The 26,025-nt window shown below is 48.5% G+C and carries 25 protein-coding genes; 17 read left to right on the top strand and 8 right to left on the bottom strand.

All coding sequences use genetic code 11. From position 1 onward, the window contains the following. Positions 1 to 37 precede the first annotated feature (37 nt). Positions 38 to 1,474, bottom strand: coding sequence for an NAD-dependent succinate-semialdehyde dehydrogenase (locus tag ACTHSQ_RS01425; RefSeq protein ID WP_440371005.1), 1,437 nt, complete (start codon positions 1,472 to 1,474; stop codon positions 38 to 40). A gap of 329 nt (positions 1,475 to 1,803) precedes the next feature. Between ACTHSQ_RS01425 and dnaG the strand changes: the two genes are divergently transcribed. Continuing rightward, entirely contained in the window at positions 1,804 to 3,576 is a 1,773-nt protein-coding gene (gene dnaG, locus ACTHSQ_RS01420) for a DNA primase (RefSeq protein WP_440371004.1), read from the top strand. A 194-nt stretch (positions 3,577 to 3,770) separates the two neighbouring features. Further along, positions 3,771 to 5,723 carry an RNA polymerase sigma factor RpoD gene (gene rpoD, locus ACTHSQ_RS01415; RefSeq protein WP_440371003.1) on the top strand — a complete coding sequence of 651 codons (1,953 nt, stop codon included), beginning with the start codon at positions 3,771 to 3,773 and terminating at the stop codon, positions 5,721 to 5,723. 118 nt (positions 5,724 to 5,841) lie between these two features. On the opposite strand, the gene ACTHSQ_RS01410 is transcribed toward rpoD, so the two are convergent. Further along, positions 5,842 to 7,194 (bottom strand): polynucleotide adenylyltransferase PcnB, encoded by a 1,353-nt coding sequence (locus tag ACTHSQ_RS01410; protein ID WP_440371002.1) that lies wholly within the window; start codon positions 7,192 to 7,194, stop codon positions 5,842 to 5,844. Positions 7,195 to 7,410: 216 nt separating this feature from the next. On the opposite strand from ACTHSQ_RS01410, the gene ACTHSQ_RS01405 reads away from it, so the two are divergent. The 5 genes from ACTHSQ_RS01405 (at position 7,411) to ACTHSQ_RS01385 (ending at position 10,041) form a co-directional block, all read left to right on the top strand. Beyond that, positions 7,411 to 7,596, top strand: a complete 186-nt coding sequence (locus ACTHSQ_RS01405) for a DUF3460 family protein (RefSeq protein WP_003680728.1) — start codon at positions 7,411 to 7,413, stop codon at positions 7,594 to 7,596. A gap of 12 nt (positions 7,597 to 7,608) precedes the next feature. Beyond that, the gene (locus ACTHSQ_RS01400; RefSeq protein WP_440371001.1) at positions 7,609 to 8,277 is read left to right on the top strand and encodes a class I SAM-dependent methyltransferase; all 669 of its coding nucleotides are present in this window, start codon (positions 7,609 to 7,611) and stop codon (positions 8,275 to 8,277) included. A 14-nt stretch (positions 8,278 to 8,291) separates the two neighbouring features. Next, entirely contained in the window at positions 8,292 to 9,047 is a 756-nt protein-coding gene (locus ACTHSQ_RS01395; protein ID WP_003686295.1) for a tetratricopeptide repeat protein, read from the top strand. 79 nt (positions 9,048 to 9,126) lie between these two features. After that, positions 9,127 to 9,612 carry a 5-(carboxyamino)imidazole ribonucleotide mutase gene (gene purE / locus ACTHSQ_RS01390; protein WP_003686478.1) on the top strand — a complete coding sequence of 162 codons (486 nt, stop codon included), beginning with the start codon at positions 9,127 to 9,129 and terminating at the stop codon, positions 9,610 to 9,612. A 96-nt stretch (positions 9,613 to 9,708) separates the two neighbouring features. Next, positions 9,709 to 10,041, top strand: a complete 333-nt coding sequence (locus ACTHSQ_RS01385) for a hypothetical protein (protein ID WP_003686503.1) — start codon at positions 9,709 to 9,711, stop codon at positions 10,039 to 10,041. An 82-nt stretch (positions 10,042 to 10,123) separates the two neighbouring features. On the opposite strand, the gene ACTHSQ_RS01380 is transcribed toward ACTHSQ_RS01385, so the two are convergent. After that, positions 10,124 to 11,917 (bottom strand): 2-isopropylmalate synthase, encoded by a 1,794-nt coding sequence (locus ACTHSQ_RS01380; protein WP_440371000.1) that lies wholly within the window; start codon positions 11,915 to 11,917, stop codon positions 10,124 to 10,126. Positions 11,918 to 12,143: 226 nt separating this feature from the next. Between ACTHSQ_RS01380 and ACTHSQ_RS01375 the strand changes: the two genes are divergently transcribed. Continuing rightward, the gene (locus ACTHSQ_RS01375; RefSeq protein WP_440370999.1) at positions 12,144 to 13,259 is read left to right on the top strand and encodes a methyltransferase; all 1,116 of its coding nucleotides are present in this window, start codon (positions 12,144 to 12,146) and stop codon (positions 13,257 to 13,259) included. Between the two features lie 121 nt (positions 13,260 to 13,380). On the opposite strand, the gene bfr (ACTHSQ_RS01370) is transcribed toward ACTHSQ_RS01375, so the two are convergent. Then, positions 13,381 to 13,854 carry a bacterioferritin gene (gene bfr, locus ACTHSQ_RS01370; protein ID WP_003686403.1) on the bottom strand — a complete coding sequence of 158 codons (474 nt, stop codon included), beginning with the start codon at positions 13,852 to 13,854 and terminating at the stop codon, positions 13,381 to 13,383. Positions 13,855 to 13,883: 29 nt separating this feature from the next. After that, a complete protein-coding gene (gene bfr, locus ACTHSQ_RS01365; protein ID WP_003686357.1) occupies positions 13,884 to 14,348 on the bottom strand; it encodes a bacterioferritin in 465 nt (154 codons plus the stop codon). 419 nt (positions 14,349 to 14,767) lie between these two features. On the opposite strand from bfr (ACTHSQ_RS01365), the gene typA reads away from it, so the two are divergent. Continuing rightward, complete coding sequence (gene typA, locus ACTHSQ_RS01360; protein WP_070747910.1) at positions 14,768 to 16,579, top strand: translational GTPase TypA; 1,812 nt, start codon at positions 14,768 to 14,770, stop codon at positions 16,577 to 16,579. Between the two features lie 101 nt (positions 16,580 to 16,680). On the opposite strand, the gene ACTHSQ_RS01355 is transcribed toward typA, so the two are convergent. Further along, complete coding sequence (locus tag ACTHSQ_RS01355) at positions 16,681 to 17,637, bottom strand: cupin domain-containing protein (protein WP_440370998.1); 957 nt, start codon at positions 17,635 to 17,637, stop codon at positions 16,681 to 16,683. Between the two features lie 128 nt (positions 17,638 to 17,765). Between ACTHSQ_RS01355 and ACTHSQ_RS01350 the strand changes: the two genes are divergently transcribed. Both ACTHSQ_RS01350 and ACTHSQ_RS01345 read left to right on the top strand, forming a co-directional pair. Further along, on the top strand, positions 17,766 to 18,101 hold the full coding sequence (locus ACTHSQ_RS01350; RefSeq protein WP_049329420.1) for a carboxymuconolactone decarboxylase family protein: 336 nt from the start codon (positions 17,766 to 17,768) through the stop codon (positions 18,099 to 18,101). Between the two features lie 112 nt (positions 18,102 to 18,213). Further along, a complete protein-coding gene (locus tag ACTHSQ_RS01345) occupies positions 18,214 to 18,582 on the top strand; it encodes a rhodanese-like domain-containing protein (RefSeq protein ID WP_003686323.1) in 369 nt (122 codons plus the stop codon). A gap of 55 nt (positions 18,583 to 18,637) precedes the next feature. On the opposite strand, the gene ACTHSQ_RS01340 is transcribed toward ACTHSQ_RS01345, so the two are convergent. After that, the gene (locus tag ACTHSQ_RS01340) at positions 18,638 to 18,976 is read right to left on the bottom strand and encodes a hypothetical protein (protein WP_070633635.1); all 339 of its coding nucleotides are present in this window, start codon (positions 18,974 to 18,976) and stop codon (positions 18,638 to 18,640) included. Positions 18,977 to 19,074: 98 nt separating this feature from the next. On the opposite strand from ACTHSQ_RS01340, the gene surE reads away from it, so the two are divergent. The 6 genes from surE (at position 19,075) to htpX (ending at position 25,150) form a co-directional block, all read left to right on the top strand. Further along, positions 19,075 to 19,830, top strand: a complete 756-nt coding sequence (gene surE, locus ACTHSQ_RS01335; protein ID WP_315112983.1) for a 5'/3'-nucleotidase SurE — start codon at positions 19,075 to 19,077, stop codon at positions 19,828 to 19,830. Positions 19,831 to 19,923: 93 nt separating this feature from the next. Further along, a complete protein-coding gene (locus ACTHSQ_RS01330; RefSeq protein WP_049335267.1) occupies positions 19,924 to 20,835 on the top strand; it encodes a peptidoglycan DD-metalloendopeptidase family protein in 912 nt (303 codons plus the stop codon). A 78-nt stretch (positions 20,836 to 20,913) separates the two neighbouring features. Then, entirely contained in the window at positions 20,914 to 22,437 is a 1,524-nt protein-coding gene (locus ACTHSQ_RS01325; protein ID WP_440370997.1) for a phospholipase D family protein, read from the top strand. Positions 22,438 to 22,480: 43 nt separating this feature from the next. Beyond that, a complete protein-coding gene (locus tag ACTHSQ_RS01320; RefSeq protein WP_250590047.1) occupies positions 22,481 to 23,014 on the top strand; it encodes a C40 family peptidase in 534 nt (177 codons plus the stop codon). A 195-nt stretch (positions 23,015 to 23,209) separates the two neighbouring features. Beyond that, positions 23,210 to 24,118, top strand: coding sequence for an oxygen-dependent coproporphyrinogen oxidase (gene hemF, locus ACTHSQ_RS01315; RefSeq protein ID WP_308887467.1), 909 nt, complete (start codon positions 23,210 to 23,212; stop codon positions 24,116 to 24,118). Positions 24,119 to 24,310: 192 nt separating this feature from the next. After that, positions 24,311 to 25,150: a protease HtpX gene (gene htpX / locus ACTHSQ_RS01310; RefSeq protein ID WP_440370996.1), complete on the top strand. Its 840-nt coding sequence runs from the start codon at positions 24,311 to 24,313 to the stop codon at positions 25,148 to 25,150. Between the two features lie 48 nt (positions 25,151 to 25,198). On the opposite strand, the gene hpnC is transcribed toward htpX, so the two are convergent. Continuing rightward, complete coding sequence (gene hpnC / locus ACTHSQ_RS01305) at positions 25,199 to 26,014, bottom strand: squalene synthase HpnC (protein WP_440370995.1); 816 nt, start codon at positions 26,012 to 26,014, stop codon at positions 25,199 to 25,201. Positions 26,015 to 26,025 lie beyond the last annotated feature (11 nt).

The following is a 26,025-nucleotide window of genomic DNA, read 5'->3' as shown; positions in this document are numbered from 1 at the left end:
CTGAAACCAAATTTCAGACGGCCTTTACCGTGCAGCCTTATTCCGCTACATCAATGCACAAATATTTCAGTTCCAAATACTCATCCGCACCATATTTGCTGCCTTCACGTCCCAAACCGCTGCGTTTCACGCCGCCAAACGGTGCTACTTCATTACTGATTAAGCCCGTATTGATGCCGACCATGCCGTATTCCAAGGCTTCGCCGACGCGCCATTGGCGGGCAGTGTCGGAGGTGAAAAGGTAAGCTGCCAAACCGTATTCCGTATTGTTCGCAGCCTCGATGACTTCGGCTTCGGTTTCAAAACGGAACACCGGACACAAAGGCCCGAAGGTTTCCTCGCGAGCTACCGCCATTTGCGCCGTAACGCCGCTTAAAACAGTCGGCTCAAAAAACGTTCCGCCCAACGCACTGCGTTTGCCGCCGGTCAGACAACTTGCGCCTTTAGCCAATGCGTCGGCGATGTGCTGCTCAACTTTCTCCACTGCTTTTTCCTCAATCAACGGTCCTTGGTTTACTCCATCCTCCAAGCCGTTGCCCAATTTGAGCGACGCCACTTTTTCACTTAATTTGCGGCAAAATTCGTCGTAAATGCCGGATTGGGCGTAAACGCGGTTGGTGCAGACGCAGGTCTGACCGCTGTTGCGGAACTTACTGGCGAGCGCGCCTTCAACGGCTTTGTCCAAATCGGCATCATCAAACACAATAAACGGCGCGTTGCCGCCCAGCTCCAAACTGAGTTTTTTAATGTCCGCCGCGCTGTCGGCAAAAATTTTTGCACCGACTTCGGTCGAACCGGTAAAACTGATTTTGCGCACGGTCGGGTTCGTGGCAAATTCATGGCTGATTTCCGAAGCGCGACCGCTAACGACGGGAAGCAAATCCTGCGGCACGCCAGCTTCGTAAGCCAGTAGCGCCAGCGCATACGCGCTCAGAGGAGTGAGCGATGCGGGTTTGACAATCATCGCGCAGCCCACCGCCAAAGCAGGCGCAGCCTTGCGCGCAATCATCGCAGATGGGAAGTTCCACGGCGTAATCGCGGCGGTAACGCCGACAGGCTGTTTCAACACGACCAGTTTTTGCGACGCCTTCACGCTTGTCAGCACATCGCCGTCAATCCGCCGCGCCTCTTCGGCAAACCAGCGCACAAACGAAGCCGCATAATCCATCTCGCCGCGAGCTTCGGTCAGGCTTTTGCCCTGTTCCATCGTCATGATGTGCGCCAGCTCTTCTTTGTTTTCTTTAATCAAAAAATACCAACGCCACAAAACATCGGCACGCTCCAACGCAGTTTTTGCCGCCCATAGTTTTTGTGCGGCCTCCGCCTTTTGAATCAGCAACTTGAGGTCGTCTGAATGGGTCGTGCGGACAAACGCCAAAGTCTCGCCCGTCGCCGGATTGCCAACTTTGAGGCCGTCTGAAATCGGGGAAAAGGAAATATCGGGGTGGTTGAGCAGTTGGGAAAAGGTTTTCATGGGAAACGACCTTTCTAAAACCGAGGATATATGTTCATTATCATATTCACACCATGAAAGCGCAACTGAATTGCAAAATAAGCCGACAGCAAATGCCGTCTGAATATCTTACAGCCGGTCTTTGGTTTAGCGACATCATATTCATCTTAATAACGAATGAAATACGATTATTAATACTCTACCTCAAAAGGATAAGACACATGTATTACAACAATTTGCTATAATACAAAACTCATTTCAACCCTTATCCAATATTCCATTTTCAGACGGCCTTTGTCTGTTTATAAGGCCGTCTGAAATGTTTTCCGTCCATCCTCTTCTGCCGAGCCATGATTCCATCTGATTTCATTGACGAGCTTTTGTCCAAAGTCGATATTGTCGATATTATCGACGAGCAGGTTCCGCTGAAGAAAGGCGGGGCGAACTATATGGCCTGTTGTCCGTTTCACAAGGAAAAGACACCGTCGTTTTCGGTCAGCCCGACCAAGCAATTTTACCATTGCTTCAGTTGCGGGGCGCATGGTTCGGCAATTGGTTTTGTGATGGAACATCAGGGACTGTCGTTTCCAGAGGCGGTACAGTTTTTGGCTGATCGCGTCGGCATGACGGTGCCTAAAGTTCGCGGGCAGGAAGACAACCCCGAAATCCGTGCCGAACGTAAGAAAAAACAGCAAACTTTGGAAGAAACAACGGCAGCGGCAGCGGATTTTTATGCGCAACAGTTGAAATTCAATCCGGCAGCGAAGGCTTATTTAGACAAACGCGGCTTGAGTGCGGAAGTCATCGCACATTATGGTTTGGGCTATGCGTCTGACGGTTGGCAACCTTTGGCACAAGTGTTCCAACCCTATCCGAATACTGCGTTGGTGGATACGGGCATGGTCATTGATAACGAAGGCAAACATTACGACCGCTTTCGCCATCGGATTATGTTCCCTATCCGTAATCCTCGCGGTCAGGTTATCGGCTTTGGCGGCCGCGTATTGGACGACTCCAAACCCAAATACCTGAACTCGCCGGATACTCCTTTGTTTGACAAAGGGAAAAACCTTTACGGACTATATGAAGGGCGTGCTGCCGTAAAAGAGGCCGGACGGATTTTGGTGGTCGAAGGCTACATGGACGTGGTCGCATTGGCTCAGTTCGGCGTCGGCTACGGCGTAGCGGCTTTAGGTACGGCAACCACGGCGGAACACGTCAAAATCCTGATGCGTCAGGCAGACAGTATTTATTTTTGTTTTGATGGCGACAGTGCGGGACGTAAAGCGGCTTGGCGCGCGCTGGAAAATGCATTGCCGCAATTAAAAGATGATAAATCGCTGCATTTTTTATTCTTACCCGAAGAACACGACCCAGACAGCTACATCCGCGCCTATGGCAAAACGCAATTTGAGGATGCCTTGTTAAACCAAAGCAAGCCCCTATCGGAATACTTTTGGGAACATCTTTCAGACGGCCTCAACCTCAATACGCAAGAAGGCAAAGCAGAATTGGTCAAAACCAGTTCTCCGCTTTTGACTCAGATTACCGCGCCGGCATTGGGCTATCTTCTGAAACAAAAACTCAGCGAGCTGGTGGGCATTGACCCAGACAACCTTGCCCAGTTACTCGGACAAGAAGCGCCAAAGCGGCACGTCAAACAAAAAAGTTACAAACTGCCGCCTATTTCTGTCAAACAACCAACCATGCTGACACTGGTTCAAAGACAGATACGCAGCCTCTTGATAAATCCGGCTTGGGCTTCATATATAGACCTGCCCGATTATCTGGCTTTAAGCGGCGACTTTGCCTGCCTTGCCAATTTGGCCGAAACCATCAAGCATCATGATACGACTCCTGCAACTGCACAAGTGCTTGAATATATGCGCGGTTCGCCCTATGAGGAAACCGTCAATCAAATCTTTTTATCGACCCTTCACTCTGAAGAAATGGAAGGGGATAACGAAGAAGATTGCGAAAGTTTCCAAATCGGCATGAAAAAGTTGTTAAATGAATTAAAATACAGTCAAATCGAAACTTTAAAGCAAAAAAGTATTCAAACCGGTTTGACCGAAAATGAAAAAAGACTATTGCTGTCGCTTTTGACGGCAAAGCAAAACTAACCCCTCAGGCCGTCTGAACAATCTAAATACACGCTGCGAAACATGACACGCAGAACACTCCATCTGTAATATTTTCAGACGGCCTCAGAGTATTAAAGTGAAATCTGATTTCACAACAAAAAGCTCTGCTCCGCCTTCAGGTACGGCCACATCACCGTAAACCGTCGGCATCCTATCAACCTAGAGAGCAATCCATGTCTAAAAATCAAAACTACGAAGAATACCAAGACCAAGACGACAACCGTCCCTTGAGTATCGAAGAGCAGCGCGCGCGTCTGCGCCAACTCATTATCATGGGTAAAGAACGCGGCTACATCACTTATTCCGAAATTAACGACGCCCTGCCCGACGATATGTCCGATGCCGAGCAAATCGACAACATCGTCAGCATGATTTCCGGCTTGGGTATCCAAGTAACCGAGCAAGCCCCCGATGCTGAAGACATCCTCTTGAGCGACAACGCCGCCGCCATGACCGACGACGATGCCGTTGAAGAAGCCGAAGCAGCACTCTCTAGCGCAGATTCAGAATTCGGCCGTACAACCGACCCTGTGCGTATGTATATGCGTGAAATGGGGCAAGTCGATCTGTTGACGCGCGAAGACGAAATCATCATCGCCAAAAAAATCGAAAATGCACTGAAAAACATGGTACAGGCAATCTCCGCCTGCCCAGGCTCGATTGCTGAAATTCTGGCTTTGATCGAGCAAGTCCGCAACGATGAAATCCGTGTGGATGAAGTCGTTGAAGCCATCATCGACCCTAACGAAGTCTTATTGAACGAATTGGGCTTGGGTCATTTGGAAAATGCCAAACCAGATGACGAAGAAGGCGAAACCGTTAGCGATGATGAAGATAGCGACGAGGAAGATGAAGACGACTCCGGCAGCGACTCCGATGCCATGTCTGCCGCCCATTTGGCCGAACTGAAACAAAAAGTTTTAGAACACTTCGCCTTTATCGAGAGCGAATACGGCAAAATGATCAAACAGTTGGAAAAACACGGCAGTCAGCACTCCAACTACCTGAAACACCGCGATGCCATTGCCAACAAACTGTTGGAAGTCCGTTTTGCCACACGTCAAATCGAAAACCTGAGCAGCAGCCTGCGCAGCCGCGTTGAAAACATCCGCAAACTCGAACGCGAAATCCGCGATATCTGTATCGACCGCGTCCGCATGGAACGCGACTACTTCATCAAAAACTTCCTGCCCGCCATTACTGATTTGAAATGGGTAGAAGAAGAAGTAGCCAAAGGCCGTGTATGGGCAAACGCGTTGGATCGTTTCCGCCACGCCATCCTCGAAAAACAAACCGAGCTGGCAAATATGGAAGCAGAAACCCGCATTTCCATTGAAGAGTTGAAAGAAATCAACAAAAACATGGTATTGAGTGAGAAAGAAACCTCAGCCGCCAAACAGGAAATGATTCAGGCCAACTTGCGTTTGGTTATTTCCATTGCTAAAAAATACACCAACCGCGGCTTGCAATTCCTTGATTTGATTCAAGAAGGCAACATCGGCCTGATGAAAGCGGTAGACAAATTCGAATACCGCCGCGGCTACAAGTTCTCAACTTACGCCACATGGTGGATCCGTCAAGCGATTACCCGTTCCATCGCCGACCAAGCGCGTACCATCCGTATTCCGGTTCACATGATTGAAACCATCAACAAAATGAACCGTATCTCGCGCCAATACCTGCAAGAAACCGGTGAAGAGCCTGATTCCGCCAAACTGGCCGAGCTGATGGAAATGCCGGAAGACAAAATCCGCAAAATCATGAAAATCGCCAAAGAGCCGATTTCCATGGAAACACCGATTGGCGATGACGATGATTCGCACTTGGGCGACTTCATCGAGGATGCCAACAACGTTGCGCCGGCAGAGGCTGCGATGTACACCAGCCTGCACGAAGTAACCAAAGAAATCCTCGAAAGCCTGACGCCGCGCGAAGCCAAAGTTTTGCGTATGCGTTTCGGTATCGATATGAATACCGACCACACTTTGGAAGAAGTCGGCAAACAATTTGACGTAACCCGTGAACGTATCCGTCAAATCGAAGCCAAAGCCCTGCGCAAGCTGCGCCACCCAACCCGCAGCGACCGCCTCCGCAGCTTCCTCGACAGCGAAGAAAACAAATCGTAAAAGCAAACCGCAGGTTGAAAGACCTGCGGTTTTTTATTGAAATACGAAAAGGCCGTCTGAAAAACCAAATCTCAAAAGATTCAATGGTTTCAGACGGCCTTAAATTTATTTTGATAATTTATTCAGCCTCAGTGGTTTTCTTTTTCGGACGACGACGGCGACGTTTGGGTTTTCCATCAGTTGATCCACTTTGTTTCTGACGTTTGTGATCATTGGCCGCAGTCATTTGCTGACGGGTTTCCTCATCGGCATGTTGGAAAGTTGTCCACCAAGAAGCCATCTCTTTATCAACCTCGCCAACCTCGCTACGCAAAATCAGGAAATCATAAGCGGCTCGGAAACGGGCTTGTGATAGCAGGCGATACGGGCGTGCACCGCGCATATTGTCGAATTGTGGCTGAAATTGCCAGATTTCACGCATGGTTGCAGAAAATCGTTGTGGCACGCCCCAACCCTTCTCTACCGTATCACGCATAGTGTTCATCGCATCCATCAATGCAGGGACAGGTTTTTGTCCATGGTTCAGATTTCGTTGCCACATAGCATTTAGTGTCGGCCACAATACCGCCGCCAATACGAAACCAACGGAAACGGACTTATCCGCACGGATACGTTCGTCGGTATTTTTCAATGCCAACATAATCATACGTTTATCGGCCGCTTCAGCAGTTTTCAAGGCATCTAAAAGCGGATGGATGCCTTCGGGAATGCCCAACTCGTTCAACCGTTTCAAACAGGCACGGGAATAACCGGAAAACAGGATTTTCAGAATTTCGTCAAAAAGACGGGCCACAGGCTCATTTTTCAGACGGCCTGCATATTCGGCAATCGGCAAAGCCGTTTGCTCTTCCACTTCAAAGCCCAACTTGCCCGATAAACGTACAGCGCGAAGAATACGGACAGGATCTTCCTGATAGCGTTCGGCAGGATCGCCTATCATCACCAATTTTTTATCGGCAACATCAGCCACGCCCTGATGGAAGTCCCAAATCTCCTCTTTAATCGGGTCGTAATACAGCGCATTGCAAGTAAAGTCGCGCCGCATGGCATCTTCTTCAATACTGCCGTAAGTATTGTCCTTCATAATACGGCCTTGCGCATTTTGCTGAACCTTATCGCCACCGCGGAACGTCGTGACTTCAATGGTTTCAGGTCCGATCATCACATGAACAATTTGGAAGCGGCGGCCGATGATGCGGCTGCGGCGGAATACTTTGCGGATTTGCTCCGGCGTAGCATCGGTTGCAATATCAAAGTCTTTAGGCTCGACCCCGAGCAACAAATCCCGAACGGCACCACCCACAACATAAGCCTGAAAACCGGCTTCATGCAGGCGTTTGGCAATTTTCTCCGCGGCAAAGCTCAACATATCCGCGCGGATACCGTGTTGCTCAAGCGGGATAATTTCCTTTTCAGGCAACGATTTGACGTGTTTTTTAGGCAACACTTTATGCAGCCATTTTTTTAACATAAGCAGCTCTTTTCACAATAAAAAAGGCCGTCTGAAACTTGTCTGGCTTAAGCCTTTGCACAATATTCTGTCGCAGAAGGGGCAAAACATTGAGCAAAGGCTTCAGACGGCCTAAAAAAGACGTGCCATTATACCTTATGGAAGTTCGATTAATTAGCGTATTGACAAAAAATATCGGCTATAATGACGGTCTGACAACGATTCAGGCAGAACATCATGTACCACTACAAATCCGAAGCTACCCAATTCCTCGACAAACTCATGGAAGACAATCCCGAAATGGAAGCGCAACGCCTCGAAAACCGCCATTTGCTGTGGGATGTTACCCTCAATCCGACAGAACAGGCCGAATTTGAAGCAGCCAAAGTCAACAAAAAACCTTACACCTACTATCAAGACTAATCCCGTATCGGCATGACGACCAACACGCACAATACCGATCCGGCATTACAACATTACCTCAACAGCATCGGTCAAACCGAACATCCCGTTTTGACCGCATTGCGCGAGCGTACCCAATCACATCGTCTGGGAAAGATGGCCATCGCCCAAGAGCAGGCAGCCATGTTGGTGTGGCTGGCCAAATTATTGAATGCCAAAAAATATTTGGAAGTTGGCATCTTTACCGGTTACAGCAGCACCGCCATGGCGCTTGCCCTCCCCGAAGACGGCGAAATCACGGCTTGCGACATCAATGTAACCTTTACCGATATTGCCCGCGAAACATGGCAGGCAGCAGGCATAGCGCATAAAATCTCGCTTCATCTGCAACCGGCTTTGCTGACTTTGGACGATTTGATTGCGCAAGGCGAATCGGAAAGCTACGACTTGGCACTTATCGATGCCGACAAACCACCTACGCCGAAATATTTCGAACGCTGTTTGCAACTGGTACGGAGTGGCGGCGTGATTGCCATCGACAATATCTTGCTGGGTGGGCGCGTCATGAATGAAGCAGCCGAAAATGATCCGCCCAGCTTGGATATCCTGCGCCATTTCAACCAAAATCTGCCGCACGATACACGCATTATTCCCATCACCCTGCCTGTCGGTGACGGTTTGACATTGCTACTAAAAAAATAAAACGACACAATCCGATGAAAACATTATCACATTCCCTGTTTCTTTTGCCGCTTACTCTATTGGCCGCATCATGCGCCGTTTCCCATCCTCCCCAATCTGCCGACAATCCCAACTTTGTCCTGCCGGATATTCCACGTGAACCTTTGCATGAAAAAAATATTCCCTATCCGCGTTTAGACGAACAAACCCAGATTGACCACTTGGGCATACAAATTGCCCGACTGGAACGCACGGTTGAAGAATTAAATCAACGCTTGCACACATTGGAACAACAACGAAACATCAAACGTACGACTACTTCGGTTTCCAACCCCAAAGCCCAGCGATTGGACGACCGCAAGCTGAAAATGAACTATTTGGCAAATGGCGGCGGCGTGCCGTCTGAAACAGACTCAGCCGCACAAAACGAATTGCGCCTTTATAATCAGGCGCAAAAATACTATCAGCGTAACAACTTCTCTGCCGCAGTAGCCATTTTGAAAGAAGCAGACGGCGGCAACGGCAGCGAAATTGCCCGCCGCAACATGTACCTGCTTCTGCAAAGCCAACAACGTCTGGGCAACTGCGAATCTGTTATTGAAATCGGCAACCGCTACGCCAACCGATTCCGCAACAGCCCGCAAGCTCCTGATGCCATGTACAGCATCGGCCAGTGCCAATACAAACTGCAACAAAAAGACATTGCCCGCAGCACATGGCGCAAACTGATACAAAGCTTCCCCAACAGCGAAGCGGCAAAGCGCGCTTCTATCAGCCTTAAACAAAGATAAACGTTCAGACGACCTTGTCATCCCCAAGGCCGTCTGAATATTTTTTACCCTTAATCCATTCAAGCAAAAGGAACTCCTCATGATCCAAGTCGGCATTATTATGGGCAGCAACAGCGATTGGCCAGTGATGCAGCAGGCAGCACAATTTCTCAAAGAATTCGGCGTTGAATACGAAGCGCGTGTCGTCTCTGCACACCGTACACCTGATTTGATGTTTGAATACGCCGAAACCGCACGCGAACGCGGCATCAAAGCCATCATTGCCGGCGCAGGCGGCGCGGCGCATTTGCCAGGCATGGTCGCCGCCAAAACTACGGTTCCCGTTTTGGGTGTTCCCGTTCCCAGTAAATATCTGCGCGGCGAAGACTCCCTGCTTTCGATTGTGCAAATGCCCAAAGGCGTTCCTGTTGCCACATTTGCCATTGGCGAAGCCGGCGCGGCCAATGCAGCGCTGTTTGCCATTTCACTTTTGGCCAACGAAAATCCTGAATTGGCTGAAAAACTGGCCGCTTTCCGTGCTAAACAAGAACAAACCGTTTTGGCCATGGAATTGCCTGAAGCATAACTAATAAAGGCCGTCTGAAAGTTGTAAATGGAAACTTTGATTTCGTTTTACGATTGTTCAGACGGCCTTAGCCTTTTATCAAATTGAATTAATGCCATGAAAACCCTAGCATTCGTCCTACTCTCCACCCTGCTTTGCGCCTGCCAAAGTCCAAGCACTTCTGCTCAATCAACTGCCACCCCATCTCAACAACAAGCCCAAGATACAACCGGCAATCTGATTATCTTCTATAATGCCCAAACCGGTTCCGCCCCATTGCTAAAAGCAGTGAAAACCTCCGGCGCAACTTTGGTTTACGAATATAAAAACCTGCACGGCATTGCTATCCGTCCATCTTCCAAGACCAATATTGAAGATGCCATTGCCTATTTCAAAAAGGTAAACGGCGTTTTGTCTGTTGAACAAGACCGACTGCTTAAACTTCAATAAACAAACTATTTTTTGACCAAATAAAAAAGGCCGTCTGAAACGCATCACTACGATTTCAGACGGCCTTTATCTCTTCAATAAATTAAATCATGCCACTGCCTTGCGCTTTAGGCTTGGCTTGACCAAATTCCAATTTGCTCAGTGCAGACAGATAAGCCTTGGCAGTCGCCACCAACACGTCGGTATCTGCGCCTTGACCGTTGACCACACGATCTCCACGTTGCAGGCGGACTGAAGTTTCACCTTGGCTTTCTGTACCTTGCGTCACCGCGTTGACAGAGTAAATCTGCAAGGTCGCACCACTTTGAGCCACGCTTTCAATGGCTTTAAAGATCGCGTCAACAGGGCCGGAGCCGGTAGCGGTAGCGTGTTTTTCTTCGCCGCGAATACTGAACACGATATTGGCACGAGGCTCTTCGCCGGTTTCAGTGCTGATTTTTTGAGAGATGAATTTGTAGCTTTCAGCATTCAGGCTGCCCATTTCATCAGACACCAAAGCATGCAAGTCTTCATCAAAGATTTCGCGTTTCTTATCTGCCAGCTCTTTGAAGCGTGCGAATGCCGCATTCAACGCCTCTTCGCTTTCCAACTCGATGCCCAAATCAGCCAGCTTGGTTTTGAAAGCATTACGGCCGGACAATTTGCCCAAAGTCAGGCGGTTGGTTGACCAGCCGACTGATTCGGCAGTCATGATTTCATAGGTTTCAGGGTGTTTCAACACGCCGTCTTGGTGGATGCCTGATTCGTGCGCAAAGGCGTTTGCGCCGACTACTGCTTTGTTTGGCTGAATCGGATAGCCGGTGATAGTAGATACCAGTTTGGAAACCGGCACGATTTGCGTGGTATCGATGCCGGTTTCCAAGCCAAACAAATCATGACGCACTTTCAACGCCATCACGATTTCTTCAAGGCTGGCATTGCCTGCGCGTTCTCCCAAACCGTTGATGGTACATTCCACCTGACGCACACCTGCCTGAACAGCAGCTAATGAGTTAGCAACCGCCATACCCAAGTCATTATGGCAGTGGGTCGACCAAACTACTTTGTCGCCATTGGGAACGCTTTTGATGATGTTGCTGATACGCTCGTACCATACGGAAGGGATGGAGTACCCGACAGTATCGGGAATGTTGATAGTAGTCGCCCCAGCTTCGATAACCGCCGTAAAGATTTTGGCAAGGAAGTCCAAATCCGAACGCACTGCGTCTTCGGCAGAAAATTCCACATCGTCAGTGTATCCTTTGGCAATTTTCACCGCCTTGACCGCCGCATCGATGACCTGCTGCGGCTTCATTTTCAGTTTGTGCTCCATGTGGATCGGGCTGGTAGCGATAAAAGTGTGAATACGTTTCTTCGGAGCTGGGGAAACAGCTTCGCCTGCTTTGCGCACATCGTTTTCAACGGCACGCGCCAATGAGCAAACTGTAGATTTGGTAATGATTTTGGCAATCGCATTAACCGATTCAAAATCGCCCGGACTGGCTGCTGCAAAACCTGCCTCAATCACATCGACACCCATCTTTTCCAACTGGCGGGCAATACGGATTTTCTCCTCTTTGGTCATGGATGCACCGGGCGACTGCTCGCCATCGCGCATGGTAGTGTCAAAAATAATTACACGATTGGTCTGTGTCATTTCTGTTCTCTCCAGAGATTCGTTTTTTTGTAAAAAAGCATTCAAATCAAGCGGTCTGCCTTGCGCTTCCGCCAAAGCGGTCAGTTTTTGCAACTGAGCTAAAGGCAGGGAACCGCGTGTGCGCCATTTGTAGATAGCCGCTGTAGTCGCAGCATTTTCCGGGTCGTGCTGTTTCAGGGCTTCGGCCAGCGCGTTTACGCCGCCAAAATAGGCAACCAAACGGTCAATGTCTAATTGCATGATGTTCCTTGTCCAAATCTGATTAAGATTATTGTGTTCTGGTTGTGCATTATACTCATTTTAGACAAAACGACAATCTATTTTTATCAAAATATTGGTATAAATTTTAAAACCTGAGAAATTTTTATACATTTTGTCTAATTTAGACTATTAAAAGCTCCTCTCAAACCGAACATATCCTAAATATAGTAAACTAATCCCCTATTTCCCCGATTTGAAACACATTATGCCCCACACTATCCCTACCAACCGCTCCGACATCGAATGGCGCAACGAAAGCACACAAAAGCCGCCCAAGCAGGCGGTTTACATCCAAGAAGCAGGTGCAGCAGAAATTTTAAAAAATGCCCACGAGCAAACTGCAACTGTTTGGACTGGCGATTTTCACAATGCCAAGCAAGTCTTGGTCGCAATGAAAAAACGTATCCGCAGGCCGTCTGAAAAAAAGAAAGACGCGCCTGCCGATATTCAGACGGCCTTTCACGCCCACCGTATGAAACAGGCCCAACAAAGCCGTTTGTTCAATATGCTTGCCGTTGAAATCCAACCGAATTTTCAACTGGACAATGCACGCGCACCCGACATCTACGCCACTCTGTGTGATGTTTACGACACACTAAACGACAAACCGTTTCTATTACCGCTGAATCAATTACTGGGCTTTATCGGTGCGCACGAATGGCACAAAAAAGGCATAGACATTCCGCAGCTTGACGGAAAAATCCATGTTCCTTTCGGCGTATTCTCTCCATTGCGTGGCGAATATTTGGATTTAATCGCCCAAGCACCACTCGCTCCCAATATTCAGACGGCCTTTGACATCGGCACCGGCTCAGGTGTTATTGCCGCAATTTTGACCAAACGAGGCATACCCAACATTATTGCCACAGACACCAACCCCAAAGCAATTGCCTGCGCCACAGCAAACCTCAAACGCCTAGGCTTGAATAAAGCTGTCAATATCCAATCGATTGATTTATTTCCAAAAAGTTGCGCCGACCTTATCGTCTGCAATCCGCCTTGGTTACCGGCAAAACCTACCTCCGCTATTGAGACCGCCCTTTACGACCCCAATCATGCCATGCTGACTGCGTTCCTCAACGGCGTACGCAAGCACTTAAATCCAAACGGCGAAGCCTGGTTGATTATTTCAGATCTAGCAGAACACTTGCATTTGCACGATAAAGACTTTCTAAACCAATGCTTTCAGACGGCCTCGCTCAATGTAGTTGATATTTTGAAAACCAAACCGCAACACAAAAAAGCAATAGATGAAACCGATCCTTTGGCGTTTGCCAGAAACAAGGAAACTACTTATCTATACCGTTTGAAAACGATATAAAATCAAGGCCGTCTGAACATTCAGACGGCCTTAAAGCATTTCCATAAAAGAAAACGGCATATCCGTAAAGATATGCCGTTGATGGGAGCAGGGACTGCTATATTTGACAGTGGTTTGTGTTTTAGTCCTCTTGCGCCGCTGTTTGCAGGTAGTTTGGCAAACCAACTTTACCAATCAATTCCTGCTGAGTTTCAAGCCAGTCAATGTGTTCTTCGTTGATGTCTTTTTGTTTTTCCAACAAATCACGGCTGACGTAGTCTTGTTGCTCTTCTGCAAGAGCGATGGCTGCAACCAGAGCATCATGTTTTTCATACTCTTTTTTCAGATCGCAGGCAATGATCTCTTCGGTAGATTCACCGATCAACAGTTTACCCAACTCTTGCAGATTAGGCAGGCCTTCCAAGAACAAAATACGCTCGATCAAATCGTCTGCGGATTTCATTTCGCGGATGGATTGTTTGAAGAAATGTTCGCCCAATTCTTCAAAGCCCCAGTTTTTCAAAATGCGGGCATGCAGGAAGTATTGGTTGATGGTAACCAAAAGCAAGCCCAAGTTTTTATTCAATTCGCGGATAACTAAGCGATCACCTTTCATTTTCAGCTCCTTATACGTTATACGCTAGATTACAGTTGGCTTTGGTAGTAGTTGCCTTCGCCGACCAATTCGATCAGACGCAGTTGTTGTTCCAACCAGTGAGCGTGATCTTCTTCAGTGTCTTTCAGTTGAGCAACCATCAAATCGCGGGTAACATAGTCTTGAGCTTCTTCGCACAATTTGATGCCTTTTTTCAACGCATCGCGTACTTCGTATTCAGTGTTCAAGTCTGCTTTCAGGCAGGAAATTACGTCGGTACCGATGTTCAGTTCGGCACGGGTCATTTTAGGAGTACCGCCCAACATCAGGATACGACGGATGAAGTCTTCAGCGTGAGTGGTTTCTTCTTCCATCTCGTGGTTCAAACGTTCGAACAGTTTGGTGTAACCCCATTCAGAGTACATGCGAGAGTGGATAAAATATTGGTCGCGAGCAGCCAACTCACCAGACAATAATTCGTTCATGTAATCAATAACTGCTTGGTTGCCTTGCATAATTCTTTCTCTTTCTTTTAAAAGTTGACGATCACGAAATGAAGATTCGTGTGTTGTTATGGAATGACGTAATTGTATGCACAAGTAGCACTTTTGACAAATTTTCTATTTAAAATACAAACAATTATCAAAAAATTTAACCCGCCTAAAAGGTCGTCTGAAAAATTAATCCACTGTTTTTAATAACATTTTTTTGACATTAGTATTAAGAATCCATTGCATCATTCAAAAACATTTACATTCGTTAACCATAAATAAAAGCAAATAATCCAACAAAATCAATCAAATTTAATTATGAATTATTCTCAACTGCTTTTGCCTCATTTTTTTGAATCTTCTACTCCGTCAACACTTAGGAATCGTGCTATAATTACCAGTTATCTTTTTTTTAAGCACCTAGCTGAAACACATAAATCATCATGAAACAAATCCGCAATATTGCCATCATCGCCCACGTCGACCATGGCAAAACCACATTAGTTGACCAATTGCTGCGTCAGTCCGGTACATTCCGTTCCAACCAGCAAGTAGAAGAGCGCGTAATGGACAGCAACGATCTTGAAAAAGAGCGCGGCATTACCATTCTCGCTAAAAATACCGCTATCGAATACGAAGGCTACCACATCAACATCGTAGATACCCCGGGACACGCCGATTTTGGTGGCGAAGTGGAACGTGTATTGGGCATGGTTGACTGCGTCGTACTGTTGGTTGACGCACAAGAAGGCCCTATGCCGCAAACCCGTTTCGTGACCAAAAAAGCCTTGGCTTTGGGTCTGAAACCTATCGTTGTTATCAACAAAATCGATAAACCGTCTGCCCGTCCAAGCTGGGTTATCGACCAAACATTCGAATTGTTCGACAACTTGGGCGCAACCGACGAACAATTGGACTTCCCTATCGTCTATGCTTCCGGCCTGTCCGGCTTTGCCAAATTGGATGAAAACGACGAGAGCAGCGATATGCGCCCTCTGTTCGAGACCATTTTGAAACACACGCCTCCTCCAAGCGGTAACGCAGACGCAACGCTGCAACTGCAAATTTCCCAACTGGACTACGACAACTACACCGGCCGCCTCGGTATCGGCCGCATCCTGAACGGCCGCATCAAACCCGGTCAAGTCGTTGCCGTTATGAACCATGAAGAACAAGTTGCCCAGGGCCGTATCAACCAACTTTTGGGTTTCCAAGGCTTGGAACGCGTACCTTTGGAAGAAGCCGAAGCCGGCGACATCGTGATTATTTCCGGTATTGAAGACATCGGTATCGGCGTAACCATTACCGACAAAGACAATCCTAAAGGCTTACCTATGTTGAGCGTGGACGAGCCGACCCTGACCATGGACTTTATGGTCAACACTTCTCCTTTGGCCGGTACTGAAGGCAAATTCGTGACTTCTCGCCAAATCCGCGACCGTCTGCAAAAAGAATTGCTGACCAACGTTGCCCTACGTGTTGAAGATACTGCCGACGCTGATGTATTCCGCGTTTCCGGCCGTGGCGAATTGCACCTGACCATTTTGTTGGAAAACATGCGCCGCGAAGGCTTTGAATTGGCAGTCGGCAAACCGCGCGTGGTATTCCGTGAAATCAATGGTCAAAAATGCGAGCCTTACGAAAATCTGACTGTGGACGTACCGGATGAAAACCAAGGCGCCGTTATGGAAGAACTTGGCCGTCGCCGTGGCGAATTGACCAATATGGAAAGCGACGGCAATGGCCGTACCCGTCTGGAGTACCACATTCCTGCCCGCGGCCTGATCGGTTTCCAAGGCGAATTCCTGACCTTGACCCGCGGTACCGGCTTGATGAGCCACGTTTTTGACGACTACGCACCGGTTAAACCCGATATGCCCGGCCGTCACAACGGCGTACTGGTTTCTCAAGAGCAAGGTGAAGCCGTTGCTTACGCCCTGTGGAACTTGGAAGACCGCGGCCGTATGTTCATTTCTCCAAACGACAAAGTCTACGAAGGTATGATTATCGGTATTCACAGCCGCGACAACGACTTGGTGGTAAACCCTCTGAAAGGTAAAAAACTGACCAATGTCCGTGCCAGCGGTACAGATGAAGCCGTGCGCCTAACTACGCCTATCAAATTGACTTTGGAAGGCGCAGTTGAGTTCATCGACGATGACGAACTGGTTGAAATTACACCACAATCCATCCGCCTGCGTAAACGCTACCTGAGCGAATTGGAACGTCGCCGTCATTTCAAAAAACTGGACTAATTCTGTTTGATTGATACGTTTTAAAATTAAGGCCGTCTGAAAAGTGTTTTAGAAATCTTAGATTTCATTTTTACACTTTCAGACGGCCTTTTATCATCTGTTCAAATAAAGTAAATCGGCATTTCTTCCGCTTGTACTGCTGCTTCATCAGCGCGCTCATTCTTACGATATTGCCCCGGCGATATCCCATATTGCTTTTTAAATGCTTTGCCAAAATGCGTTTCCGATTGAAAACCGACCGAGAGTGCAACCGATAAAACCGAATCCGCCGTCTGTTTCAACAATAATGCCCCCTGCTGCAAGCGGATACTGTTTACAAAGGCATGAGGGCTTGTTCCTGTCTGCTGCTTAAATACCCGCATCAACTGGGCGCGAGATAAGTTGGCTATCGCGGTCATTTTCTCGATATTCCATTCCTCTTCCGGCTTATCCACTACTGCCTGAAGTAGATTCCGCAGGCGTTTGTCCTGCCAACCATTCAACAAACCGCTTAATTGCGCTTCCCCATTTTTCTCCAGACTGGCTCGAAGTAGAAATACCAACAATACCGAAGCCAATGCGTTCACAACCGCTACCGAGCCGGACAAAGCCTGACCGCGCTCATATTGCAACAATGCCACCAAATACTGCAAAGAAGGATGGTTGATATTCAGCAAAACCGTATCAGGCAGCCCCGCCATAATATCTGCCTGCGCTTCATATTCAAACCGCGCGCAGAAAAGATGCAAGGCCGCATCGCCTCCTGCATGACTCTGCTTGACTTTAAATGCGCCTCTTTCACTCGTCAGCACGCTGACACCGAGATTTTCACAATTGCTATCACTGCTCAAAGTGTGCCCTACGCTGCGCGGGAAAAAAATGATATCCCCCGCACTCAGCAGCCTTGCCTCTTGCTCCCCATCAATTCGGATATAACCCGAACCGGCAGTTACGATATGCACCAAACCATGCGCACGCTTTGGTTCATGCCGCACATACCACTCCCCCTGAAACAGACATTGAACATCCACGCTGCCTTTTACCTGCGCCAATTCGACCAGCCTATCCACAATATCCATAGTGTTTTTTACCAATAAATGAGATGTTTTGACGAATTAAATCTTACGATTATTGCAATAATACACACACCAAACACAAACGGATAGGATTTTTTATCTTATCCACTCACATTAAGAAAGGACATATCATGTTTAAAGACTGGCCTGAACATACCGCCTTAGTAAAAAAATCATTCGGCGAATTGGGTAAAAAACATCCTAAAATGCTGCAAGCCTACGGCGCACTGGATCAAGCAGCCGCTGCCGAAGCACTGGATGCCAAAACACGCGAACTGATCGCCATTGCCGTTGCCATTACCACACGTTGCGAAAGCTGCATCAGCGTGCATGCCGCCGCAGCAGCCAAAGCAGGTGCAACCGAAAGCGAAATCGCCGGCGCATTGGCCACTGCTATCGCACTGAATGCTGGTGCCGCTTATACCTACGCTTTGCGCGCTTTGGAAGCAGTAGAAACCCAACGCTAATCGGTTTGTAAAATCAGGCCGTCTGAAAGCCTACTCCCCTTTCAGACGGCCTGATGGAATGCTAAACTGATAAAGTTATCATATTGTTTTCTGTCTAATAGGAGATTGAACCATGAAGAAACTGCTGACCGCCGTACTTTTTGCCGCCGCTATTGCCACTCCTTTGGCCGCTTCCGCAGCCTCTATGCCTAAGGTTGAAAAAAGCGCGGCACAACCTGCAAAAGCAAAAGGCGTTTGGATTGATGTCCGCTCTGCCGAAGAATTCAAAGAAGGCCATTTGCAAGGTGCACTCAATATTCCGCATGACCAAATCGTTGACCGCATCAAATCCGTCAGCCCGGATAAAAACGCACCGGTAAACCTCTACTGCCGCAGCGGCCGCCGTGCAGAAGCCGCGCTGACCGAGCTGAAAAAAGCCGGCTACACCAACGTAACCAACCATGGCGGTTATGAAGACTTGGTGAAAAAAGGGTTAAAATAAACCTAGTTGATTTTAAAAAGGCCGTCTGAAACTTTTCAGACGGCCTTTATTGCCATTACAGACAGCAACTTCCAAATCTCAAACGTTTGCTGAGACCTGTTTCGTGAATTAATTGTTTGATAACCAAAATATTGGTGTTATCGGCCATCGCCCGAATACTGTGCGCCTCCATCGGCTCAAGACGAATAACTTGTAAACCTTCAGTCTGCAAAACTTCGTCCACCGTTTTGATTTCGGCTTTACCGTTTAAAACCAAAAGCAAAATAATCGCATCCGCCTCATATGCCGGAATTTCATTATCCTTCTGCAGTGAAAGCTGAACAATCTCCTGATTGCCGTCTGAAGCAATCACGTCGCCCAATAAAGCTTTGGGGTCTAACTCATAATGTTTCATTATTATCCTTTACGCCCAAACGTTGCCGATTCGTGGACAATCGCTTAAGCAAACCAGTACAATACCGCCCATCTTACCGATAGACACAATATTGTCACATGAACATATTAATCTCAAACGACGATGGTTATCTTGCGCCCGGTTTGGCAGTTTTGGCAAGAGTGTGCGCAGAATTTGCTAATGTCAGGGTGGTTGCGCCCGAACGCGATCGAAGCGGTGTCAGCAATTCCCTAACTTTAGACCGTCCTTTACAACTGAAACAGGCGGAAAACGGGTTTTACTATGTGAATGGTACCCCGACCGACTGCATTCATGTCGGCCAGCATTCCCTCGCTGATTTCAAACCCGACTTAGTCTTGTCCGGCATTAACAACGGTGCGAACATGGGCGACGATACGCTTTATTCCGGTACGGTTGCCGCCGCGACGGAAGCCTACCTGATGGGCATTCCTGCCATTGCTTTCTCACTTGCCGATTCCAGCGGCCGTTATTGGGAAACCGCGGAAAAAGCCGCTTGGATACTGCTTTCCTACTTTCTCAAACGCCCTATTTCCGAACCCATCTTATGGAATATCAATATCCCTGCCGTCGCGCCTGAAGATATCCAAGGCATAAAAATTACACGGCTCGGCCGTCGTCATCATGAACAAAGCATTGTTCCCATGTATAATCCACGTGGCGAACAAATTTATTGGATTGGGCCGGTCGGCAATGTTTCCGACAGCGAAGAAGGTACCGACTTTGGCGAATGCGCGTCCGGCTTCATCACGATTACCCCCCTGCAAGTCGATTTGACTGCCTACGGACAAATGGAGCAAACCACTTCCTTTTGGTCAGAAATCCCTGCGCCTTAACAGTCCCTAACAGCCGAACACTTGAGAAACAAGCATATTTTTATTATGATATGCTCCGACGAGAACAATTACCCGAATACGAAAGTCATTAACATGTTGAAAAAAAGTGTATCTTATGCCGGATCGGCAGCTTTGGTTTTATTACTTGCAGCCTGTGCCAGCCAACAACCGGCTCCTGTAGTCGTCGGCACACAAAGCGGTGGTTCAACAACAAGCTCTACCGCTGACAATCCTTACGGTGCAGCGCCTTACAATACCAACACCAGCCCAGCGGCAGATGCTCCATACACTCCGCCGGTAAGTACACCTGCTCCAACATACAACAGCGGCAGCACCGGCACTTACACGCCTTCTTATGCGCCTGTTGATATTAATGCGGCGACACATACTGTTGTTCGTGGTGATACCGTTTACAACATCTCCAAACGCTACAACATTACCCAAGACAATCTGCGTGCATGGAATAACCTGGCCGACAACACCATCAGCATTGGTCAAACCCTGCGCGTAAAACCTGAAGGCTACGTTGCACCTGCAGCTTCTGCAAGCAAACCTTCTACTCCAACAACGACAACCACTGCTCCAACCCCAAGCACTCCTGCTAATACACCAACCGTGTCTACCGGCAGCAGCCGCAACGTCAGCGGCATCACATGGCAGCGTCCGACTACCGGTAACGTTATCGCCAACTTCGGCGGCAGCAACAAAGGTGTGGATATCGCCGGTACGCAAGGCCAGCCGGTTGTTGCAGCGGCAGACGGTAAAGTCGTTTACGCAGGCTCAGGCTTGCGCGGTTACGGCAACTTGGTCATCATCCAACACAACTCCTCATTCTTGAGCGCATACGGTCACAACCAACGTCTGCTGGTTAATGAAAACCAAACCGTTAAACGCGGTCAAACCATTGCGCACATGGGTAATACCGATGCATCTCGTACCCAGTTGCACTTTGAAATCCGTCAAAACGGTAAACCGGTCAATCCAGCAAATTATGTTGCCTTCTAAGCTGATTCAAGCAACCTAATTTCAATTCAATCCCTGCCTAAATGTCATTTAGGTAGGGATTGTTTGTACCGGTTTCCCATGAAATTTCATCTTCCCTTTCTTTATACCCTGCTATTGGGCGGTTGCGCCGCGTTTTTGCCATCATTGGACGAACGCACCCAAAGCAGTTATCTTGACATACCTGCAACACCGCGGCTGGACAGCGCATTAGGCATTCCTTCTGCGTCCTCCAAGACCGATGTTTCCCATATCTATCTGCTGAACGATGCCCATGAAGCCTTTGTCGCCCGTGCAGCCCTGATTGAATCCGCCGACCATACCCTCGATTTGCAATACTATATCTGGCACAACGATATCTCCGGCAAGCTTCTGTTCAACCTGATTCATCGCGCGGCCGAACGCGGCGTCCGTGTGCGTTTGCTTCTGGACGACAACAACACCAACGGCATGGATGATCTCCTGCTGGCACTCGACAATCATCCCAATATCGAAGTCCGTCTGTTTAATCCCTTTATTTTCAGAAAATGGCGTGCACTCGGCTACGTTGCCGACTTTCCGCGACTTAACCGCAGAATGCACAACAAATCTTTTACCGCCGACAACCGTGCCACCATTTTAGGCGGGCGCAATATCGGCGACGAATATTTTAAGGTTAACGACGATACCATCTTTGCCGACCTCGATATCCTCGCCACAGGCCGCGTCGTAACCGAAGTATCCCAAGACTTCGACCGCTATTGGGCAAGCCATTCCGCCTATAACGCGACCAGCATCATCAAACGGGGAAACCTACAAAAAGGATTGGCAGAGCTCAATTACACCGACAAAGATAAAAACCAAACGCTCATCCGCTACCGTCAAAGCATCGAACACTCCAACCTCTATCAAAAAATGCAGAGCAACCTTATGGAGTGGCAAAGCGTCAGCACACGCCTGATCAGCGATGACCCAGCCAAAGGCTTAGACCGCGACCGGCACAAACCGCCTATTTCCGAACGCCTGCAAGATGCTCTCAAGCAACCAGAAAAAAGCGTTTACCTTGTCTCCCCTTATTTTGTACCCACAAAATCAGGCGTTAAAGCCATAGAAAAGCTGATTCACAACGGCGTGGATGTTACCGTTCTGACCAACTCCCTCCAAGCGACCGACGTTGCCGCCGTCCATTCCGGCTACGTCAAATACCGTAAGCCTTTGCTTAAAGCTGGGGTCAAACTTTACGAACTCCAGCCCAACCACGCCGTTCCGACCTCCAAAGACCGCGGCTTGACCGGTAGCTCCGCCACCAGCTTGCATGCCAAAACATTCATCGTGGACGAAAAACGTATTTTCATCGGCTCATTCAACCTCGACCCACGCTCCGCACGCCTCAATACCGAAATGGGCGTCGTCATCGAAAGCCCCGAAATCGCAGGCCAAATGCAGCGCACACTCGTAACGACCACCCCAAGCTACGCCTATCAGGTAACGCTTGGCAATTACAACAAACTATACTGGTATGACCCAAGCGAAAAACGAACTTACGCACACGAGCCCGAAGCCAAATTCTGGAAACGGATTACTTCAAAAATCCTGTCCATCCTACCCATAGAAGGATTATTATAGAGGCCGCCTGAAAACAGAAATCATGCGGCCGGAGGAATTTACCATGTCTCGACTCATCTGCAAAACCCTATTTGTTTGTACCGCCAGCCTATTGTTGGCCTCCTGCGGCACTACCGGCAAACACAAATCCCACAAGCCGCAAACAACCGCCAGAAAAGTCCAACCTGTCCGCATTTCCCATATCGACCGCACCCAAGGTTCGCAGGAATTGATGCTTCACAGCCTAGGCCTGATCGGCACACCCTACAAATGGGGCGGCAGCACCACATCCACAGGCTTTGACTGCAGCGGCATGATCCAATTCGTCTATAAAAACGCCCTCAACGTCAATCTGCCACGCACTGCGCGCGATATGGCCGCTGCCAGCCGAAAAATTCCCGACGGCAAATTAAGAGCCGGCGATCTTGTCTTTTTCAATACCGGCGGCGCACACAAATATTCCCATGTCGGCCTCTACATCGGCAACGGCGAATTTATCCACGCCCCCAGCAGCGGTAAAACCATCAAAACCGAAAAACTTTCCACTCCGTTCTACGCCAAAAACTATTTGGGCGCACATACTTTTTTTACTGAATAAATCAAGGCCGTCTGAAAGGTATCGCAATATCATCAATACCTTTCAATCTATTGCCGATGAGTAAAGCTTGATTGCAAGATACGCCCATGCAAAATTTACCCATAACAAAGCAATAGAAAGATAACACTTAGTTTCAAAAGCTTAAATCATTTTTTCCCCGTCATTTTGCAAGTACGAAACCATCAAGGATATATCATGCACACAAAATCCGTCCAAACCCTCCTCAAAACCCTGCAAAACCAAATCTGCGCCGCGCTGGAGCAAGAAGATGGCGAAGCCAAATTTGTGCATGAAGCATGGACGGGGAAACTGGGCATCGGCGAAACCTGCGTATTGAAAAACGGCGCAGTATTCGAGCAGGCAGGTGTGAATTTATCGCATGTAAAGGGAACCCAAATGCCGGCTTCTGCTACGGCCCATCGTCCGGAATTGGCAGGCGCGGCGTTTGAAGCCATGGGCGTGTCGCTGGTCATTCATCCGAAAAATCCTTATGTCCCGACCAGCCATGCCAATGTGCGCTTTTTTATTGCCTATCCTGAAAATGCCGAGCTGGTTTGGTGGTTTGGCGGCGGCTTTGATTTGACGCCGTTTTATCCTTTTGAAGAAGATATCGTGCATTGGCACACAGTGGCGCGGGACGTATGCGCGCCATTTGGCGAATCGGTTTATCCTGAATTCAAACAATGGTGTGACGAATATTTCTATTTGAAACACCGTAATGAAACACGCGGTGTGGGCGGCCTGTTTTTTGACGATTTAAACCGCTGGGATTTCGATACCTGCTTGAATTTTATCAAGGCAGTCGGGGAAGGCTATATCGCAGCGTATCTGCCGATTGTGGCCAAACGCAAAAATACGCCTTACGGAGAACGTGAACGCGATTTCCAACTCTACCGTCGCGGACGCTATGTGGAATTTAACTTGGTTTGGGACAGAGGTACGCTGTTCGGCCTGCAAAGCGGCGGCCGTACGGAAAGCATTTTGATGTCCATGCCGCCTTTGGTACGCTTCGAGTATCAATATGCGCCGGAGGAAGGTTCTCCAGAAACCGCATTAAATCAATTTTTGGTAGCGCGAGACTGGCTGAAAGAATTCGGAAAATAATATCTGTTTGCAATACAGGCCGTCTGAAAGGCTGTTTTTAATCATAAATACTGCTTTTTCATACGGCTTTTGCTTCAATTGCTTTGAATTTGCATACCTTTGCCTATTGCGCTGTTTCATCTCTATAGAGTTTTTGAGACAATGCGCCCATATAAAAATCACCTCACAAACCACACTAAAAAGGAATAATCGGTGAAACGCATTTTCTTATTTATCGCAACCAATATCGCAGTTCTGGTTGTCATCCGTGTTATTTTGGCCATCTTGGGCATCAACAGTACCGACCAAGTCGGCAGCCTGTTGGCTTACTCCGCAGTCGTCGGCTTCAGCGGCTCGATTGTCTCCCTGCTGATGTCGAAAACCATCGCCAAACATTCGGTCGGCGCCGTCGTCATAGACCAGCCCCAAAGCGAAGAAGAAGCTTGGCTGTTGGCAACTGTTGAAGCGCAAGCCCGCCAATGGAATCTGAAAACGCCGGAAGTAGCGATTTACAACTCTCCCGAGCCTAACGCTTTCGCAACCGGCGCGACCAAAAACAGCTCGCTCGTCGCTGTCAGCACCGGCCTGCTCGACCACATGACCCGCGATGAAGTCGAAGCCGTTTTAGCGCATGAAATGGCGCACGTCGGCAACGGCGATATGGTAACGCTGACACTGATTCAAGGTATTGTGAATACTTTTGTCGTCTTCTTGGCGCGTATCGTTTCCAGCATGGTGGCGCGCAACAATGACGGCAGCACTTCGCAAGGTACATATTTCATGGTCAGCATGGTCTTGCAGGTTGTATTCGGCTTCCTTGCCAGCATTATTGTGATGTGGTTCAGCCGCCAACGCGAATACCGCGCCGATGCGGGCGCTGCAAAACTGGTGGGCGCTCCGAAAATGATTGCTGCCCTACAACGCTTAAAAGGCAACCCCAGCGACCTGCCGCAAACCATGACCGCAATGGGTATTGCCAGCGAAGCCAAAGACTCTTGGTTCAGCACCCATCCTTCTTTGGACAACCGCATCAACCGTTTGAAAAACCGCTAATCGAAAAACATCAAGGCCGTCTGAAACATCCATTTCAGACGGCCTTTTTTATTTCTTCATCAAAGCCCGTTTGATGATAATCATCCAGTCTTTCTTATCCAACAACGGCCGCTGGTTAAACACATCATATTTGCAACCGTCCAGCTTCTGCAAAATCAACTGGCCGCCGACAATAATCATGCGCAACTCAAAACCGATTCGTCCTTTGAGGGTTTTGCCCAACGGCGAGCCTGCCTTCAGCATTTGAAAGGCACGTTGGCACTCGTGCGCCATCAGTCGTTGAAAAGCAAAGTCGGCTTTGCCGGCCGCAATCTGTTCTTCGCTGACTTTGAACTTCTGCAAATCTTCCTGAGGGATGTACACGCGCCCTTTCTGCCAATCTACCGCCACGTCCTGCCAGAAATTAATTAGCTGCAAGGCAGTGCAAATGCCGTCGCTTTGCGCCATGCTCACTTCATCGGTTTGCCCGTACAAATGCAGCATAATGCGCCCCACCGGATTGGCGGACAAGCGGCAATAGGCAATCAATTCGCCAAAGTTTTCATAACGGGTTTTGACCACATCCTGACTGAACGCCGCCAGCAAATCATAAAACGGCTGCAACGGCAATTGGAACGGCTCAATCGTTTCATTGTACAAACGCTGCATCAAAGCCGTTTGCGGTTTCCCGCCTTGTGCAATGCAGTCTAACTCTGCCTTCAGTTCGTCCAGTTGGCGCAGGCGTTCGGCTGCTTCGGCATTGCCTTCGTCGGCAATATCGTCCGCCGTCCGTGCAAAAGCGTAAACAGCGTGAACCGGCTTGCGCAAACGGCGCGGCAGCACAATGGAGCCGACAGGGAAGTTTTCGTAATGATTGACTGACATGGGAAATCCGA

The organism is Neisseria sp. P0009.S008 (assembly GCF_051958615.1).
Classification (GTDB): domain Bacteria; phylum Pseudomonadota; class Gammaproteobacteria; order Burkholderiales; family Neisseriaceae; genus Neisseria; species Neisseria subflava.
The sequence above is the reverse complement of the archived record's forward strand: the minus strand, read 5'-3'. Positions and strand labels throughout refer to the sequence as shown.